Consider the following 19,057-nt stretch of genomic DNA (forward strand, 5'->3'; position numbering starts at 1 on the left):
GACGATTGAAATCAATTGTCACCATTCTGCCAAGTCTTAATGACTGGCACACTTTTTTGTTCTTTAAATTTTGTGCCAGATTCATGATTGCGCGCTTTTTCAAAAACATCACTAGATTTTGTATCATCTCCATCAACAGTGTCTAGAATCGACCCAGCTTCATCCAATGTAAAATGAACATTGGCTTCAATCCATTCACGTCGCGGATCGACTTTATCACCCATCAACGTAGTGACACGTTTTTCAGCTGATACAGCATCATCAATTTTAACACGTATTAATGTTCTTGATTCGGGATTCATGGTCGTTTCCCATAATAATGGCGCATTCATCTCACCAAGTCCCTTGAAACGTGTTAATTCATAACGCGCGTCATTTTGATTCGTGATTGATTCTAACTCATCATTAGTCCAGGCAAATTGATCTGCCAGTTTCTTGGAAGAGTACTTGACGCGGTATAATGGTGGCAAGGCTATGTAGACACGTCCTGCTTCAATTAATGGCCGCATATACTTATAAAAGAATGTTAATAGCAAGGTTTGAATGTGCGCCCCATCATCATCGGCATCTGTCATAATGATAATTTTGTTAAATGAAGCATCTTCAACTTTAAAATCATTTCCAACACCACCACCAATTGCATAAATCAATGTTGATATTTCTTCATTTTTTAGAATATCTGCTAACTTAGCTTTTTCAGTGTTTAGTACTTTTCCACGTAGTGGCAAAATAGCTTGAAATTTACGGTCACGTCCTTGCTTTGCAGAGCCTCCGGCTGAATCACCCTCGACTAGAAAAAGCTCATTTTTATCAGCATTTTTAGACTGAGCAGGTGCTAACTTACCAGAAAGCAGACGATCTTTCGCCCCTTTAGTTTTACCTGTGCGACTTTCATCGCGAGCACGGCGAGCTGCTTCTCGAGCTTCGCGCGCACGAAGTGCCTTACGGATTAAGTTTTGTCCGAAGTCACCATTTTCCATTAAGAAGCGTCCAAGAATTTCATTAACAACAGAGTCAACGATACCACGTGCTTCCGGTGTTCCTAACTTATCTTTAGTCTGCCCCTCGAACTGCAAAAATTGTTCTGGAACACGCAGTGAAATAACAGCCGATAAACCTTCTCGGACATCCGTTCCTTCTAAGTTTTTATCTTTATCTTTCAGTAAGTTGACTTTACGCGCATACTCGTTAAATGCTTTTGTCCATGCAGTTCTGAAACCTACTTCATGGGTACCACCATCTTGCGTGCGAACATTATTAACAAATGATAGAAGCGTTTCTGAGTAGCCATCATTATATTGCGCAGCTACATCGACAACAATTCCTTCCTGCTGACCTTCAAAAGTCATAACGGGTCCGATAGTCTCTTTGTCTTCATTCAAAAAGCCCACAAAAGCTTCGAGACCTTTTTCATAATGATATTCTTCAGCACGGATTGGGTCAACGCGCTCATCCGTTAGTATAAACTTAACACCACTCATCAAAAATGATGATTCACGCAAACGTTCTGCTAAAATATCAAATTTATAAACTGTCGCACTAAAAATCTTCGCATCTGGCTTAAAAGTAACTGTCGTCCCTGTTGGTTCCTTAGTTTTACCCAAATCTCGTAAGGTGCCAACTGGCTTACCACCATCGACGAAATCTTCTTGCCATTTATGGCCTTCGCGAACAATAGTTACCGTTAAACTTTCTGATAATGCATTAACAACAGAAGAACCAACACCGTGTAACCCACCTGAAGTCGCATAGCCGCCTTGACCAAACTTTCCACCAGCATGTAAAACTGTTAAAATAACTTCTGGTGTGGGTTTTCCAGACTCGTGCATACCAATTGGCATGCCACGACCAAAGTCCTGTACTGTGATAGCATTATTCTTATGTATCGTAACACGAATTTCATTTCCATAGCCACCAAGCGCTTCATCAACAGCATTGTCTACAATTTCATAAACTAGGTGGTGCAAGCCACGACCATCCGTTGAACCGATATACATTCCTGGACGCTTACGAACGGCCTCAAGTCCTTCTAAAATTTTTATTGAATCTGAATCATAATGATTTTTTTCTGGCATATTAATCTATCCTTCGATACACGAACCAGTGTTCGTGCGCTAATGTCAATCTACTTTATCATAGATGAAAATTTTGTTTCTGACAAGTGTCAATATTTTATTTTTAACTAAGTTATGCCATATACTACTTAAATATATGGTAAACTTGTACTTGCTTTTATATTAAAGGGGTTTTTTATGTTTACTACTATATTAATGTTTATACTCTCTTACTTGGTAGGATCTCTTGTTCCAGGATTTTGGGTAGGTAAGATTTTTTACCATAAAGATATTCGTGATGAGGGGTCTGGTAACATTGGTACTACCAATTCATTTCGTGTTTTGGGTGTCCGAGCCGGTATAACTGTATTGGCACTTGATATGCTTAAAGGTACTGCAGCTGGCTTGCTGCCTTTATTATTCCATAGTAGCATTAATCCAATGTTAGTGGGTATTGGCGCTATACTGGGACATACGTTCTCCATCTGGATTGGCTTTAAAGGCGGTAAAGCAGTTGCTACTTCAGCTGGTGTATTACTAGCCTATAACCCCATATTCTTCATCATCATTATCGGTATTTTCGTTATTTTATTATCAATCAGTTCAATGGTATCCCTGAGCTCTATGATTAGTTTCTCATGCGCTGTCATCATATCACTATACTATCATGATTGGATACTGACGATGGTTGCAATCATATTGACCATTTTTGTTTTTTACCGTCACCGTACAAATATTTCACGAATCAAAAATGGTACAGAAAGTACTATACCATTTGGTTGGTACTATAACCACAAGAAAAGCGCTCATTGAGCGCTTTTTGTATCGAATAGAATTGTTACCGGTCCATCATTTGTTAAACTAACTTGCATATCCGCTCCAAATTCTCCAGTTTCAACCTGTAAACCACTTTTCCTTAATGTCATATTGAATCGGTCATACATAACAGTCGCAAATTCTGGCGCCCCTGCCTTAGTAAAACTTGGACGATTTCCTTTTTTAGTATCAGCAAATAACGTAAACTGTGAGATAGATAAAATAGTACCAGAAATATCTTCTATACTGCGATTCATACGGCCGTTTTCATCTTCAAAAATTCGTAAATTATGTATTTTTCGAACTAAATAATCTATATCTGCTTGTTCGTCACCGTCAGCAACCCCAACTAACAATAGATACCCTTTGTTAATTGCTCCTTTTACTTGATCGTCAACTTTAACACTAGCTTTATTTACACGTTGCAATACAACTTTCATATTATCTCCATTCTCAAACTACATTTCCTTTTTAACATAATACGTGAAAAAGGATACCCTATCAAGGCCATTTAAACGACTTCCGATTTTCATCAAAAAAGCCTCAAAATTTTCCACTTGAGGCTTACTAATATATTTTAATGAAATGTGCGTTCCACATCGTATACTGCTGGTAGGTTGTTTAAAGAATCCATAATTGCTGTCAGCTGTTCCGAATTTTTGACACCAATTGACAGAGAAACTTGCGCCATACCGTTTTTGGTTACATGACCGTTAACAGAATTCACATAGCGTGTTCGCCCATTAACACTGCGAAGTACATCGTTTAGCAAACCACCGCGGTTTTCACCATGCACAGTCAAATCAGCATCATAGTTAGGTTTTGACCCATTTTCATCTTCCCACTGTACGTCCACAAGACGCTGTCCTTGAAGTTGAGCGGCTCGAATATTGGGGCACCCTACGCGATGAACGGAAATACCACGTCCCTTCGTGATATAACCTTTAACATCGTCTCCTGGAACTGGCGTACAACATCGACCTAAACGTACTAATAAATTATCCACCCCTGCAATAACAATATCATCAGCAGTTGACTTTTGTCGTTTGGTAAAAGCTGTTTCCTCACGAGTAATCTCGTGTCCTTCCTCCAACATTTCACGTTGTAATTCTGCTGTAGCAGCCTCCTCATTGGCCTCACGTATTTTTTCGGTTAATTTATTCACCACACCAGGTACGGCAATATCACCAAAACCTATTGCTGCCAACATATCATCTGGTGTATGATAGTGCATCTTATCTGCGGCTTCTTGAATATTTTCTGACGTCAGAATATCAGACGGATTGAAATCATTATCTCTCAAATTTTTTGACAATAATTCACGCGCTGCTGCAATGTTGTCTTCTCGGTCCAGTTGCTTAAAATATTGCTTAATTTTGTTTCGTGCTCGGCGCGTCGAAACAATTTCTAGCCAATCACGACTTGGTTTGGCATTAGCAGAAGTGATAATCTCTATAATATCACCAGTCTTTATTTTATAATCCAGCGGTACGATTCGACCATTTATTTTTGCACCAGTTGTCTTAATTCCAATATTTGTATGGATTGAAAACGCCATATCCAATGGCCCAGCACCTTTAGCTAGTTCGAAGACATCACCACGAGGTGTAAACGCGTAAACACGATCAGAAAACAAATCACCCGTTACACCATCCATAAAGTCTTCGGCATTTTTGGCATTTTCTTGCAGTTCCAATATGCCTTGAATGACATTTAAAGCTTGCTGGCTGTTATCATCGACATTTGTTTCTTTACTTGATCCACCATTTTTTTTATAGGCCCAATGTGCAGCCACTCCATATTCAGCAACTTCATGCATATGATGCGTACGAATTTGGACTTCTAATGGACGTCCATGAGGACCGATAACTGTGGTATGTAAACTTTGATATCCGTTCGCTTTTGGCAAAGCAATATAATCTTTAAAACGACCAGGAATTGGTGTCCATTTTGAGTGTATTGCGCCTAATACAGCATAAGTATCTGGAATCGAATCCGTTAATACGCGAACAGCCAACAAGTCATAAATTTCTTCAAAAGCCTTATGTTTATCTACCATTTTTCGATAAATTGAGTAAATATGCTTTGGACGACCATACACATCAACATGAATTAATTCGAGATCTTTTATCGCACCATTAATCTGGTCTACTGCTTTTTGTACATAGCTAATTCGTTCTTCGCGCTTCATATTCATCAGAGAAGCAATATGATAATATTGCTCGGGATCAATATAACTTAGGGATAAGTCTTCAAGTTCCCACTTAATCGTACTAATACCAAGGCGATCAGCCAGTGGCGCGTAGATTTCCAATGTCTCTTTTGCAATGCGCTTTTGCTTTTCTTCACGCAAAGCACCTAAAGTGCGCATATTGTGCAAACGGTCAGCTAACTTAACAATAATGACACGTATGTCTTTTGACATAGCCAAAAGCAACTTACGGTGGTTTTCTGCAAGCTGTTCTTGTGAACTTTGATATTGAATTTTACTAATTTTCGTTACACCGTCAATAATTTGGGCAATTGTTTCTCCAAAATTATCTCGAACATCCTGTAACGTAGCCGTCGTATCCTCAACAACATCATGTAGATAGCCTGAAATAACCGTTGCCGTATCCATCTTTAGTTCTGCTAAAATACCAGCAACTTGAATTGGATGAATAATATAGGGTTCCCCAGACTTACGCTTTTGTTCTTTGTGCAATTCTGACGCCCATTCGTAGGCTTTCTTAACATTGATTGTATCTGATTCGGACATATATTGTCCGACCATCTCAAGGACTTCCGGTCCTGTATAATGTTTTGTCTTTGCCATATTTTAGCGTATAATGTGTGCCCGTTTATCAATGTTTCAATGTTGGATACACTACTGTCTTAAGTAAGCTATATCAACTGATTTCAATGATGTTACACACAATTCCCTTCATGGATTCCGGAACGTACAAAATCACTCAACAAAGCGATTTGCACCTTACTAACGCTTTACATTGCGTACTCTAATTATAATCAAAATTTAATTTTTTCACAAGCCACGTTTAAATCTGTGCACGAGTAAGTCATAAGCGCTAAAATTAGATAATAAACTTTACTTGTTTAATTATTTAAAAATAGGGAGATAACGTGCTTAGTCATGTCAAAAAATCAAGAAAAATCTCTTTGGAAACGCAACGTATTGGTTCTTTGGTTCGGTGTATTTATGACTGGAATTGCTCTGAGCGAAGTCATGCCTTTTCTTTCTTTATACATTGATACCTTAGGCCATTTTAGTAAAAATCAGCTAACATTTTACTCTGGGGCAATTTTCTCTGTGTCATTTTTAGTTATGGCGATTGTGTCTCCGCTATGGGGGAAGTTGGCAGATAGAAAAGGACGTAAATTAATGATGCTTCGTGCTGCACTTGGTATGGCAATTGTCCTATTTTTAATGGGATATGTCACCAATGTTTGGCAATTATTCATTCTTCGTGCTCTTCAAGGTGCCACCGGCGGGTATATTTCCAATTCAAATGCTCTAATTGCTACACAAACCCCCAAGGAGCACGCTGGTCATGCGCTTGGCATCTTGGTCACTGGTATGACAGCTGGTAATTTACTTGGTCCGCTATTCGGTGGTACTTTAGCCTCAGTCGTTTCATATCGCACGTCGTTTCATATCACCGGAATCATTTTATTTTTGGTATTCATTTTAACCATGTTTTTTGTTAAAGAAGAACCTCGCGTGACCACTCCTGATTCAAATCCAACGTCAACGGCTGATCTCTGGCACTCACTACCAAACAAGCAATTAATTTTTGGACTATTTATTACTACGATGTTAGTACAAACAGTCAATACCTCCATCAATCCCATTATCAGTCTGTTTGTCCGTGAGTTAACAAATAACAGTAACAGCACGACCTTTCTATCTGGTGTCGTAGCAGCAATGCCTGGTATTGCAACAGTTTTTGCAGCACCACAGTTTGGAAAAATCGGTGACCGCGTGGGTACACACAGAATGATAAAAATTGGTTTTTGTATCGCTATTGCTGCATTAGTCCCAACAGCCTTTGTAACAAGTGTCTCAATGCTGATGATATTTCGATTTATTATTGGTATTAGCGACGCTACTATGTTACCTGCTGTGCAGACCTTGCTCTCTAAACATTCACCCTCAGCAATGACTAGTCGAATTTTCAGCTATAATCAAAGCTTCCAATCAATCGGAAGTGTCATGGGACCAATGTTTGGCGCGCTAGTAGCTAGTGTATTTGATTATCGAGGTATCTTTATTTTCAGTGCTTTGCTCATTGTATTGAACGCCATATTGTTTAACTTTAACACTAAGTCTTTGAGAAAATAGGCATATAAAAAGGATGAATTCTATAATTCATCCTTTTTATATGCTTCAAGTTTTATCAAGTCAACAGTTGCTTCTGTCCATCTTTGTAATGGTACATAATCATGGCGCTTATTAAAAGATAATTTTTCTTTTGATAGCACAGCAACACTTTGATTATTTTCTGTCAAAAACACTTGACCAATACGTTTGTACTTGCCTTTTGTATGTTTCCCAGTTCGCCATCTGTGCAAAATCGCACCATTTTTAGGAACATAGTTGCCAGACAAATCTTGCTCAACTACGACACCGGTAAACAGATGCGTTTCATATTTGTCCTTACTCATAGTATTTGATACCCACCCCTAATTCAAATCTCGTACCGTCAATAGGCTCTGTAGGCTGTAAATGGAGCTCATAATCGATATTGGAAGCCACTAACCGGACATCTGTTTGTAGTGTTAGTTTATTAACATTATCCAGTAATCTTCTATCCTGCTCCGTCATTCTATTTAACAATGCTCGTACCGTCATACGTAGCCACTGAACCTGCATTACTTTGCTGATAAAGGCAACTTGTCCAAATGGCATAGGACGTAACCATGTATCATAACTAATGTTTGAGATTTCAACATGATCTACCCAGTCAGTACCATTTTGACACCAAATCACCTGATACACACCTGGATTTTCCAGATGTGTTTGTGTTAGCTCTTTTGGTAAACCAACAATTTGCGGCACAATTCTCATTTCACCAGCCATATGTTGGGTGATATTAATTGGATAAATTTGATGTCCATCAGAAAATATGTTTAAGGCAAATTCAGTTTGTGTTGTTTCCGGTCCAGTTGGTGTATGTTTTTCTTTTGGTAAAATCAACACGTTCTGATTAAACTCGCGTAATGCCGTAATTAACTTACGTCGGTTTCCTGGAACGATTATAGCTATCGGATTTTCTAGTTCAACAACTTTCATGACGTCCGAAATTTCCAATGGTTCCAAATATTGCTTATCAGCCAAATTTTGCATCAGCGTTGCATCACTAGCATTATTATTCATGATTACAGTATGGTATTGCAAACGTCGTAGTTCAGATAACACAACAGTTGTCGCATAACCACCAGATGCAGCATCCCCTAATCTAAAGGCGCCACTACCGATGACCAAAACAGTATTATCGCTTACCTGCTCAGACTCATTCTCTTCTTCGTAAGTCGAGTAATATTGACGTGCATTTTCTGGAAACTCACCAGCTGATGGTTCTAAGGCTTTGTATGTTGGGTTAATATTGTGTTCCTTTGTTAAGGCACGAATAATTTTAAAATCAGTATCCCAAAACCGAGCAATTAGACCATCGGATAGACCATATCTTTTACCACGCCGTAATGACACAATACTATCCACATCTTTTTCAATATCCAATTCTAATTGCAATAGATGCCTTAATTGATAAAAGTAAAATTCGTCAATATTGGTTAATTCGGCTAACTCGTCGATTTCATAACCACGCTTTATGGCTTCAATAAGTAGCAACACACGATTGTCTTCAGGATGAATCAGCTGTTGGATTAATGCATCATCACTAACATGTGCCATATTCGTTGGCGAAAATGTAGCGTTATTAAAATGTGCTGAGCGAATAGCTTTTTCTAGTGCTCCAATGAATGTACGCCCAAACCCAATCGTCGAACCAACAGACTTTTGTATACTATTCAACTGTCGATTCACTGAAACATTGGATTCTTCTAACTCACCAAATGGGAAAATTGGTAACTTGACTGTAATATGATCCATCATCGGTTCCATCATAGCCATTTTTTGACTAAAATCGTGCGAAAGCACAATGTCTTCTAACGCAATACCCATCGCCAAATTAATGGCTACTAACATGACTGGATATCCAGTTACAAGCGCCATACGACTGGACATTTGATCAATATATGGTGAAACTTTAATGATATAAATCGCACCATTCGTATCATCAAAGGCAAATTGAACGTGCATTACACCTTGTAATTCTAGTAAATCAGCAACTTGGAAGGCGTACATTCTCATTTTTTCCAAAATTTGATCTTGAATCGTTAACGTCGGTGACACGCTTAGTGAGTCAGCAGTGTGAATACCAATTGGATCCATGTCTTCGCTGGCACCAATTTTCATCTTGTTTCCGCGAAAATCTCGTAACACTTCTATGCCAACTTCTTTCAACCCGTTGATAGCTTTAGAAATAATGATTTCTTGCGTCATTGACTGTGTTTTGGCATTATCAATCGCTTCTTCAAATTCATCTAATCGCTCAACCATCTGGCGTGTATTAGTGCTTTTTGGATGCAACGATCTGACCATTAATGGGACCTGAAGTTCACGTAACAATTCGTTTGCATCGTCTTGCGCTTTTACGACATGGCTTGTAATGACCGGTAAGCCGGCTTCTGCCATAAACTCCGTAAAATCAGCAAGGTTATTGATCCGTAGCAACATATCAATGCTCAATCCAAGCGTTTGAGGTACTAAACCATCCCCATGTTCCCATGATTGAACAACATCTGCCCATAATCTTACAGCACGCACGCCACCAAAAAGCGGTAGTACCGTGTCAATATGGTTGTGCTTAATAACCTGCTTAACGTTTTCAACTGTCAAAGGCTTCCAAATCGTTTCAGCCGCTAAACTCTCTAGAGATAATGCGTAAGGATTTTCGTCAATTAGAAAGACATTAATACCATGTCCCTTTAATTCAGGCATGACTTGATAGATGGCTGCATCATGCTCCGATTCAAGACCAAAGTCATTTGATCCCGCACCAATGAATAAAATATTTTTAGCTGTGATGTTCGACATAATCTTCTACCGTTTCAAAAAAGTCTGCAAATACCGCTGTCGCTTCATATGGTCCTGGAGCAGCATCTGGGAAAAACTGTACACTAAATGCTGGATAATCACGGTGACGCAATCCCTGTACAGCACCATCTACTAAATCACGATAGGTCACAAATAATTTCTTGTGGTCAAGTAATTCTTCGTCAACTGCGTACCCTTGACCCTGCATTGCATAAAAAATTTGTCTAGAAATAATTTCTTGGATAGGATGGTTCATACCATGATGCTCAGATGGCAATGCTACCAATGTCGCATCATTGGCTAAAGCAAATAGTTCATGACCTAAACCAATACCCAATAATGGTGCTTTTGTTTGCAACACTCTAATTAACGTGAGAACGCTTTCCGGTAGTGAGCGCGGATCACCCGGACCTGTAGATAATATAATACCATCTGGATCTAAGGTTAATACTTCATCGACACTTGTTGTATATGGTAAAACGGAAACATTGGCATCGTAGTCCCCTAACATACGAAGAATACCATGTTTCAAACCAAAATCTATTACTACAATATGACGACCACGCCCGGGGTTAGCATATGGCTTAGAGGTCGCTGTATTTTGGACTTGTTTATTTGTTAAAACTGTCGCTACCAATTGGTCTACTGCATGATCATCCGCGTAATCGACAATTGTAGCTTTTTGTGGCCCAGTTTCTCGCAAATGTCTGATCAATTTCCGTGTATCAACTTGATACAATCCTGGAATATTGTGTTGCTTCAGGAAACGATCTAAGTTCATACGACGTTGTCGATTAACAGATACCTCAGCCAAATCATGTACAATCATGCCTCTTATCATTGGTTTCACCGATTCATAAGCCTCAGCATGAATGCCCGCTGCCCCAATAACAGGCATCGAAAAGACAATCATTTGACCATCATAAATTGGATCTGTGATAATTTCTTGATAACCAGTCATGGCCGTATGAAAAATGATTTCCCCAAAAGTAGTGGCAGGTGCACCAAATCCGTGACCCTCAAAAACTGTGCCATCTTCTAGGATTAAATGTCTGATCATAAGCTATAATTCTCCAAACTGCTGTATACAAATAGACCAGGTTGTATACAGCATTAAAGTAACAGATTATCTGTTAATTGCTTCCCCACAAAAATATCAATTGATCCTTAGGCACCAAAAAGTTGTTAATGAACAATTTCAACTGCATCTTTTCCGTCAATTTCTTGCACAAATACTTTAATTTTTTCATTCTGTGCAGTGGGAATATTTTTTCCAACAAAGTCCGCCCGAATAGGCAATTCTCTGTGTCCACGATCCACTAAAACAGCTAGCGAAATCGTTTTCGGACGACCAATATGAATTAGCGCATCCAATGCGGCCCGAATAGTTCGTCCTGTAAACAATACATCGTCAATTAAAACAATATTCTGTTCAGAAATATTCAATCGCTCTTCTGAGTTCAAACCTAAATCGTTATGCTGGTCAGGTTTATCATCTCGAAAATTAGTAATATCAATAGCCATGACCGGTATTTGAACACCTTCTAATTGTTCCAAACGGTCTGCAATACGGCGTGCAAGATACTCGCCGCGTGTTTTGATTCCCACAAGAACCAAATTTTTACCGCCCTTATTACGCTCGATTATTTCATATGTAATACGAGTTAAGGCGCGTTGTAATGAGGCATTATCTAAAACTTCTTTATTTGGCATATTCATCTTCCTCTCTGTTAATCGGTATTAATGTTGACAAAGCAAACTCAAAGTAATCTGGCAACGGACTATCAAACGACAGCTCATCGCCTGTTGTAGGTTGCTCTAAAGTCAATGTCTTAGCATGTAATAGTTGACCATTCAACTGTATACCATCTAACTTCTGTGCTGTACCATATACTGGATCCCCGACAATTGGATGACTGATGTAGCTCATGTGCACCCTTATTTGGTGTGTTCTGCCAGTTTCTAAATTCACTTTTAACAGCGTATAACCAACATATCGTTTTAAAACATTGAAATGCGTGACAGCTTCACGGCCACCTTCAATAACCGCTTGCTTTTTTCGATCAATTTTATGACGTCCAATCGGAGCTTCAATCGTTCCTGAATCCTCTGTAAATTCACCACGAACCAGCGCATAATACACGCGCTGATTTTTATGAGCTTTTAACTGTTCAGATAATGAACGATGAGCCTTATCATTTTTTGCGACCATTAGTAAACCACTAGTATCACGATCAATACGATGCACTATTCCGGGTCGAAACTCGCCATTTATGGTCGACAATGGTGAATGATAAAGTAGTGCATTGACCAATGTGCCAGAACTATGCCCTGCTGCAGGATGCACGACCATTCCTTGTGGCTTATTTACAACAATGACATCATTGTCTTCATAAATAATGTCAAGCGGAATGTTTTCAGCTTCAATTTTTGTTTCTTGAATCTCAGGTGGTGTAATAGATATTGTATCTCCACTGACAACTTTATATGAGCGCTTTACTTTGTGATTATTAACTAAAATCGTACCATCCACTAGCCAATTTGAGAGTGTAGTTCGTGAGTAACTCAGATTTTCTTTCGATAAGACAGCATCAACACGCCCATCTTGATCTGTTATATGAATTAATATTTTATTTGCCATCAGTATCCATGTAATCCTTAATTTGTTGCACAATATTTTTTGTAAGATAATACTTTCGTTCTCGGTCAGCACGAACAAATGATAAAATATGTCCTTTCAACTGCCACTGTTTGATATCTTTTAAAGAAATTTTTTCATACTCTGATAATAACACCCGCCCCAAAAAAAGATTGGGACCAGCAATGTAAACACGTCGACGAACGACCAATAGTACGCCTAATAAAATCATCACCATGATTAATAAAACTGGTAGGATTTCAAGTTTGAAACTCATTTCAGCCCAAACGACAATACTACCCATAAAAAATATACCCCACCACAACCAACTAATTATGCCCGTTGAATCTAGTGGTTGAAAAAAACCGCGTCTTGGTATCATGTGTTGCCCTTTTCTGTAAACGTATTCAACTAATATTTTACCAGATTTCAATTAAAGGAATATAAAAAATTACTGCTGGCGAAGTACTGTTTATTATCCTTAATGTGTGTTGCAATAGATATATATATAATATTTCAACAAAATTTGTTATACTTTCGGTATACATTTTATTAAAAGGAACCCATATGATTACACTATATGTTGATGCAGCGCGTGACGTATCTACTGGTCGTTCGTCAGCAGGCGCAGTTTTAATTATTGATAAAGTACAGAAACAACTAAAAACCGTCTTGAGAGAGACCGTTAATAATCATGAGGCTGAATTTTTGGCAGTTCTTTGGGCATTAAAGCAACTACCTAATAATAAAAATCTACACATATATAGTGATTCAAAAATTGTAACCGATGCCCTGCATAAATCTTATGCAAAACACTACCAAGGGCTTGTTGATGAAATCAACCTACAATTAACACCCTACCCTCTAGTTTTAATCAATTGGGTTCCAGAAAAAGAAAATCGTGGTGCTCATAATTTAGCTTTGCAAGCACTTAAAAAAGCGAACCGTTAAAGTTCGCTTTTTTTAATTGTTTACAATATAAGTTGGTACGCCCACCGAACGTCTTCATTTTCTTCTCCCTCATCAATATGCACAAGACCACGTTTCTCAAAACCATTACCTGTGATAACAGCTTGCATTGGTAAGTTGCCTGGATGCGTATCAATTCGAAAATCACTTATACCGTTTTCATAGAAAAATGTCAAAATAGCAGTCATGAATCGCTGTGCCAGTTTTTGCCCTCGGTACTTATCAAGGATAGCAAATCGATGAATACCAATGTAATCTGTTTCATCATTTAGCCATTGACCGTCCTCAATCAACGTATATATTGGATCCTCACCGGCTAATATTGCTGTGTATCCCGCAACCTGATGATTCACAATTAACACGAATCCTCTTTGCAATGCTAAATCTTCCGCAATCGTATTTCGATTAGGATATCCCGATTGCCACTGTGAAAGCCCTTGTTCCTTCAGATAATAACGGCCATTATTGATGATTGATACAATTGATTTTATATCCTCCTCATGCGCCCGTCGCATATAAACTGATGTCATATTCACGTCCTTATAATTAAAAATAATTTATTTTATCATAAAAATTATAATAGGACAATCATAATTTTTTTACCATTCTCTTTTCTTCACAGTAACTTTCCAAACGACTCATAGCTGTCTTTAGCATATCCAGAGATGCCGCATAACTAATTCGTACATATCCTGCCCCACCTGGTCCAAATCCAGATCCAGGAACGACTGCCAATCGTTGTCTATCTACCAAATCATAAGCAAACTCCGCATCATTTTGATTTAAATCTACAGGTATTTTAGCAAACATATAAAATGCACCACTTGGTGTTGCCATCTCAAAACCTAGTTTTGTCATTTTTTCAACTAAATAGTCACGTCGTTGTTTATATTGCGCTTTCATCCATAATGTATCGTCCTTACTTTGAGCACTTTTAAACGCTTCAGTAGCCGCTGCCATTGCAGGATTTGAAGGTGTCATGATGACAAAACCATGCACCATATTAATTTTCTTCATTAATGCCGCAGGACCCGCCAAAATACCGATTCGATACCCCGTCATGGCATGAGATTTTGATACGCCATTAACAACAATTGTTTGTTCTGGTAAAATGCTGGCCATGGAAACGTGAGGTGCATCATAGCTCAATTCAGAATAAATTTCGTCCGAAATAACTAAAATGTTTGTTTCTCTTATCACATCTGCTAAATCTTTCAACTGTTCTGCTGTGTAGGTCACTCCAGTTGGATTAGAAGGATTGGTGATAATAATTGCTTTGATATGATTTTCGGTAGCAATAATTTCGCGTAAATGATTTGGTGTTAATACAAATCCGTCTTTTGAAACGTCAATAAGCACTGGTTGTCCACCATTAATGCGTGTCATTTCGGCATAAACTGGATAGGCAGGCGTTGGAATCAGAATCTTATCATCAGGATTCAAAATTGCTGATAACAATGTATAAAGGCCTTCTGTAGCACCGACTGTGGTAATTATTTCTTCAGTTGGGTCAAAATTAAGCTCATATCGGTCATTTAAAAAGTCGCTAGCTGCTTGACGTAATGTGCTCTTTCCTGCTGAAACTGAATAATGTGAATCATCTGCATTAATCGCAGCTAAAGCAGCTTCTTTAATATGCTGAGGAACTGAAAAATCTGGCTCACCAATTGTTAGTTTTAGGATGTTGGGAATATTACTAACTGTTTCGTCAAATGAATGGATTGGGCTAGGCTTTACTTGACTTAAACTATCATTAAAAATGTCGACTTGTTCTAACTTTGACTTAATCATATTGAATCCTCATTTCATTGTTGTTTTATTCTAACAATGATGAACTATCTTTTCACGAAAAAATTGTACAAATAAAAAAATTGTCATTGGTCATATCGCACAAACAGTTACCATGAAAATAAAAACAAGAGATCAATGATCTCTTGTTTTTATCTAACACGCTTACCCCAGTATTGGAAGTAATCGACACGCAATGCCCCATTATATAGTTTGCGTCGCTTTGTTGCCTTTTCACCATAGGATTGTTCAAATTCCAAGTCACTAGTTAAAATATATTTGCTCCAACTTGGTAGATTACGATAGACCGACCCCATTTGCTCGTATAGCTCACGTGCGGCTTCGAGTTCTCCTAAACGCTCACCATAAGGCGGATTAGTCACCAGTACACCGTTAAGTTTATCTGTTGTCCAGTCTTTGGCAGCTAACTGCTTAAAAGTGATATCCTGACCAAGTCCTGCATGTTTGGCGTTTTCTCGAGCAATATCAACCATATTTTCATCAATATCAAACCCTTCAATATCAAGGGTTCGATCATAATCAGCCTGTGCTTCAGCTGCATCACGCACTTCGTCTGACAATTTTTTATCAAACCAATCCATACGCTCGATATCAAAGTCACGAATTAATCCAGGTGCGATATTACGACCAATTAATGCTGCCTCAATCGCAATCGTTCCAGAACCAGTTGTTGGGTCAACAAATGGACGATCCGGGTGCCAATTTGTTAGCAAAACTAGTGCCGCTGCAAAGTTTTCTTTTAATGGTGCACCACCCTTATTCACACGATAGCCACGCTTAAATAGGGATTCCCCTGTTGTATCCAAGGTAACCATCACGTGATCTTTATCAATCATCACTTCAAGTTGTGCAAAATAACCGTTTTCAGGCAAACGTGTTCGAATATGATAAGCTTCTTGCAATCTATTGACGATTGCTTTTTTAGTAATAGCTTGAACATCTGGCACACTAAATAATTCAGACTTTTTTGAACGTCCTGCAACGGGAAATTCTGAATCATAATTCAAATAATCTTCCCATGGTAACGCTTTAACGCCCTCAAATAGCTGATCAAACGTTGTCGCATCAAATTCACCCACAATAATCTTAATTCGATCCGCTGTACGAAGCCAAACGTTAGTGTTCAATATATCTTTTTGTGTACCATCAAAACGTACTCGATAATTTTCGACTTGATGTTCATAGCCTAAGCGTTCTAGCTCTTTACCAACAAGGGATTCCAAACCTGCTGCTGCTGTTGCCATTAAATGATATGTTTTTTCCATGATTTTCCTTTATAATTAGCGTATGAGATTAACTGATTTAGAAGATTTAACACAATATATGTCACTTGATACAAAATTATTCGTGCAAACTGAGGACTTTGTTAATCCAGTGACAGCGATAAAATATGCCAATAATCGTTCTGATATTATATTGTTAGCTAATGATCAGACTAATGCCTTGACACTATCACAACTATTCGCACGTTTACGAACACTACCGGCAAATACTGTTCTTATCACAGAAAATAACCAACCCATTTTTGGTTTTCATCTTGATAACCAGTACAATATTATTTTTAAATAGTTAATCAATAATATGATTATAGGTTACACCACGTCTGCGTTGTTTGGAGACTTGTGCTTCCTGTGGTGTAGTAATATTGTCACGTTGCCAGTTGGCCAAGATTGTTTCGATATAACGCAAACTACGAGCATTATTTGCGACAGCCTCTTGAATAGCCAATAACATCATCACTGGCTCAAAGTGATCCTGATCAAACCAATGCCCGACCGTTTGCATTTCCATGGGTGACAGCGGACGACCAAATTCTGCCTCTAATGTCTGCATTATCTCACGGCGAGCACTCTTGCCATCCGATACAATGTCTGATCGTTGTGTCGTTTGACCATCTAATAATTTTTCATACAATGGGGTAAAATCATAAGTTTCAGTCTGAATACTGCCACCTACTACCTGCATCAAATCTCGTCTGATCAAGCTCTGCAAACGCGTAATAACAATTTTTTCGGTCGTGTGCATTACTTGAGCAATAACTGCTGGTGTGGCTTGATCTCCACGTCCTTGTATACGCTCTACCTGCATATACAATGCTAAATCATCATTATCTAGACCAACATCCTGATAATGTAACAATAAGTCATTACTTACACCAGTGTTACCAGCTTGAATATACTGTTGTAATCTTTTTTCTAATGCCATATTTCCTCGGTTTTAAAAACGTCCAAATAAATTGGACGTTTTTTCTTATATAAATAGTGTATCACATTCAAGTACGAATACTATGCTACAAACCTAGGATTAAGGACGTAAACGGTTGGTCATTCGTGGAAATGGAATCGCTTCACGAATATGTTCCTCACCGGTTACAAATGTTACCATACGCTCCAAGCCCAAGCCAAATCCTGAATGTGGTACTGAACCATACTTACGCAAATCAAGGTACCAAGCATACTCATCCATGTTCAACCCTAATTTTTCAATTTCATTTTTCAGGTAATCATAATCCGTATCACGTTCTGATCCACCTATGATTTCTCCATAACCTTCTGGAGCTAATAAATCAGCTGAAACAACAATGTCATCTCGTGTTTGATGGCGCTTCATGTAGAATGGCTTAATTGCTTTTGGAAAGTTAACAATAAACACCGGTTTAGCAAAATGATTAGCCAAGAATGTTTCTTCGGGTGAACCAAAATCAACACCCCACTCCACATCAAAATTATTATCTTGTAACAATTTAACTGCATCATCATAGCTCACTCGTGGGTATGGTAACTGCGTATATGAGCGAAGTAGATCCTTGTCACGCTTAAGAATGTCAAGTTCTTGATCATTATTCTCTAGTACCTTTGAGATTAAGAAAGCAATGTAACGTTCTTGAAGTTCCAAGCTCTCCTCTTGATCCATAAAGGCCATTTCAGGTTCAATCATCCAAAACTCCGTCAAATGGCGTCTCGTTTTAGATTTTTCTGCACGAAATGTGGGTCCAAATGTAAATACCTTACCAAACGCCATTGCGCCAGCTTCAGCATATAATTGACCAGTTTGCGACAAGAATGCTGGTTCACCAAAATAATCCGTCTCAAATAATTCAGTCGTTCCCTCTGGTGCAGATCCAGTCAGTACAGGGGCATCTAATTTCGTAAAGCCTTCTTTGTTAAAAAACTCGTATGTTGCTGCAACAAGTGTATTACGAATTTTTAGCGTAGCAAATGGCTTCAAATGACGTAAGTACAAATGACGTTCGTCAAACAAAAATTCAGTTCCATGCTCTTTAGGTGTAATAGGATAGTCATGACTCTCACCAATTACTCTAATATCGGAAACAGCCATTTCGTAACCGAAAGATGAACGGTCATCCTCATGAATTTCACCAGTAACATAAATACTAGTTTCTTGCTTCAAACTTTTAGCAGTTTCAAACACTTCTTCTGAAACATCAGCTTTAGCAACAACCCCTTGGAAGAAGGCCGTGCCATCACGTAATTGTAGGAATGCTATCTTACCACTGCCACGCTTTTGACGGAGCCAAGCCCCTATAGTCACTGTCTTCCCAACAAAGTTTTTTGCATCAATAATCTTAATTTTAGGTGTTTCTTCAATCATCAC

General features: G+C 38.5%; 18 protein-coding genes. 4 read left to right on the forward strand and 14 right to left on the reverse strand.

The features are described 5' to 3' along the window. Positions 1-11: 11 nt before the first annotated feature. Positions 12-2,075: a DNA topoisomerase IV subunit B gene (parE, locus tag GJV51_08520; protein ID QGM26021.1), complete on the reverse strand. Its 2,064-nt coding sequence runs from the start codon at positions 2,073-2,075 to the stop codon at positions 12-14. A gap of 177 nt (positions 2,076-2,252) precedes the next feature. Between parE and plsY the strand changes: the two genes are divergently transcribed. Continuing rightward, positions 2,253-2,867 carry a glycerol-3-phosphate 1-O-acyltransferase PlsY gene (plsY, locus tag GJV51_08525; protein QGM26022.1) on the forward strand — a complete coding sequence of 205 codons (615 nt, stop codon included), beginning with the start codon at positions 2,253-2,255 and terminating at the stop codon, positions 2,865-2,867. Here the strand turns inward: plsY and GJV51_08530 are convergent. Both GJV51_08530 and GJV51_08535 read right to left on the reverse strand, forming a co-directional pair. Further along, entirely contained in the window at positions 2,861-3,310 is a 450-nt protein-coding gene (locus tag GJV51_08530) for a D-tyrosyl-tRNA(Tyr) deacylase (GenBank protein ID QGM26023.1), read from the reverse strand. The genes plsY and GJV51_08530 overlap by 7 nt on opposite strands. Positions 3,311-3,447: 137 nt before the next feature. After that, positions 3,448-5,685, reverse strand: a complete 2,238-nt coding sequence (locus tag GJV51_08535; GenBank protein QGM26024.1) for a RelA/SpoT family protein — start codon at positions 5,683-5,685, stop codon at positions 3,448-3,450. Positions 5,686-6,000: 315 nt separating this feature from the next. Here GJV51_08535 and GJV51_08540 point away from each other — a divergent pair, with 315 nt between their 5' ends. Continuing rightward, positions 6,001-7,209: an MFS transporter gene (locus GJV51_08540; GenBank protein QGM26025.1), complete on the forward strand. Its 1,209-nt coding sequence runs from the start codon at positions 6,001-6,003 to the stop codon at positions 7,207-7,209. A 20-nt stretch (positions 7,210-7,229) separates the two neighbouring features. Here GJV51_08540 and GJV51_08545 read toward each other — a convergent pair whose 3' ends face one another. From GJV51_08545 to GJV51_08570, 6 genes are all read right to left on the reverse strand, one after another. Further along, a complete protein-coding gene (locus GJV51_08545) occupies positions 7,230-7,532 on the reverse strand; it encodes a hypothetical protein (protein ID QGM26026.1) in 303 nt (100 codons plus the stop codon). Then, positions 7,525-10,026, reverse strand: coding sequence for an ATP-grasp domain-containing protein (locus tag GJV51_08550; GenBank protein ID QGM26027.1), 2,502 nt, complete (start codon positions 10,024-10,026; stop codon positions 7,525-7,527). The genes GJV51_08545 and GJV51_08550 overlap by 8 nt, the downstream gene beginning before the upstream one ends. Continuing rightward, positions 10,007-11,086: a carbamoyl phosphate synthase small subunit gene (locus tag GJV51_08555; GenBank protein ID QGM26028.1), complete on the reverse strand. Its 1,080-nt coding sequence runs from the start codon at positions 11,084-11,086 to the stop codon at positions 10,007-10,009. The genes GJV51_08550 and GJV51_08555 overlap by 20 nt, the downstream gene beginning before the upstream one ends. A 125-nt stretch (positions 11,087-11,211) precedes the next feature. Further along, entirely contained in the window at positions 11,212-11,739 is a 528-nt protein-coding gene (pyrR, locus tag GJV51_08560; GenBank protein ID QGM26029.1) for a bifunctional pyr operon transcriptional regulator/uracil phosphoribosyltransferase PyrR, read from the reverse strand. Beyond that, complete coding sequence (locus tag GJV51_08565) at positions 11,729-12,667, reverse strand: RluA family pseudouridine synthase (GenBank protein QGM26030.1); 939 nt, start codon at positions 12,665-12,667, stop codon at positions 11,729-11,731. The genes pyrR and GJV51_08565 overlap by 11 nt, the downstream gene beginning before the upstream one ends. After that, positions 12,657-13,046, reverse strand: coding sequence for a hypothetical protein (locus GJV51_08570; GenBank protein ID QGM26031.1), 390 nt, complete (start codon positions 13,044-13,046; stop codon positions 12,657-12,659). The genes GJV51_08565 and GJV51_08570 overlap by 11 nt, the downstream gene beginning before the upstream one ends. A 185-nt stretch (positions 13,047-13,231) precedes the next feature. On the opposite strand from GJV51_08570, the gene GJV51_08575 reads away from it, so the two are divergent. After that, positions 13,232-13,615 carry a reverse transcriptase-like protein gene (locus tag GJV51_08575; GenBank protein ID QGM26032.1) on the forward strand — a complete coding sequence of 128 codons (384 nt, stop codon included), beginning with the start codon at positions 13,232-13,234 and terminating at the stop codon, positions 13,613-13,615. A gap of 20 nt (positions 13,616-13,635) precedes the next feature. Here the strand turns inward: GJV51_08575 and GJV51_08580 are convergent, their stop codons facing one another. The 3 genes from GJV51_08580 to GJV51_08590 all read right to left on the reverse strand — a co-directional run bounded on the left by GJV51_08580 (position 13,636) and on the right by GJV51_08590 (position 16,707). Next, positions 13,636-14,163: a GNAT family N-acetyltransferase gene (locus tag GJV51_08580; protein QGM26033.1), complete on the reverse strand. Its 528-nt coding sequence runs from the start codon at positions 14,161-14,163 to the stop codon at positions 13,636-13,638. Positions 14,164-14,221: 58 nt separating this feature from the next. Beyond that, positions 14,222-15,424 carry an aminotransferase class I/II-fold pyridoxal phosphate-dependent enzyme gene (locus GJV51_08585; protein QGM26034.1) on the reverse strand — a complete coding sequence of 401 codons (1,203 nt, stop codon included), beginning with the start codon at positions 15,422-15,424 and terminating at the stop codon, positions 14,222-14,224. Between the two features lie 149 nt (positions 15,425-15,573). Continuing rightward, positions 15,574-16,707 carry a class I SAM-dependent RNA methyltransferase gene (locus GJV51_08590; GenBank protein QGM26035.1) on the reverse strand — a complete coding sequence of 378 codons (1,134 nt, stop codon included), beginning with the start codon at positions 16,705-16,707 and terminating at the stop codon, positions 15,574-15,576. A gap of 58 nt (positions 16,708-16,765) precedes the next feature. Here GJV51_08590 and GJV51_08595 point away from each other — a divergent pair, with 58 nt between their 5' ends. Next, positions 16,766-17,011, forward strand: coding sequence for a hypothetical protein (locus GJV51_08595; GenBank protein QGM26123.1), 246 nt, complete (start codon positions 16,766-16,768; stop codon positions 17,009-17,011). Here the strand turns inward: GJV51_08595 and GJV51_08600 are convergent, their stop codons facing one another. Then, positions 17,012-17,647, reverse strand: coding sequence for a DnaD domain protein (locus tag GJV51_08600; GenBank protein QGM26036.1), 636 nt, complete (start codon positions 17,645-17,647; stop codon positions 17,012-17,014). It abuts the gene before it with no gap. A gap of 99 nt (positions 17,648-17,746) precedes the next feature. Beyond that, positions 17,747-19,054 carry an asparagine--tRNA ligase gene (gene asnS / locus GJV51_08605; GenBank protein ID QGM26037.1) on the reverse strand — a complete coding sequence of 436 codons (1,308 nt, stop codon included), beginning with the start codon at positions 19,052-19,054 and terminating at the stop codon, positions 17,747-17,749. Positions 19,055-19,057 lie beyond the last annotated feature (3 nt).

The sequence above is a fragment of the Leuconostoc mesenteroides subsp. mesenteroides genome (genome assembly GCA_009676745.1).
Classification (GTDB): Bacteria; Bacillota; Bacilli; order Lactobacillales; family Lactobacillaceae; genus Leuconostoc; species Leuconostoc koreense.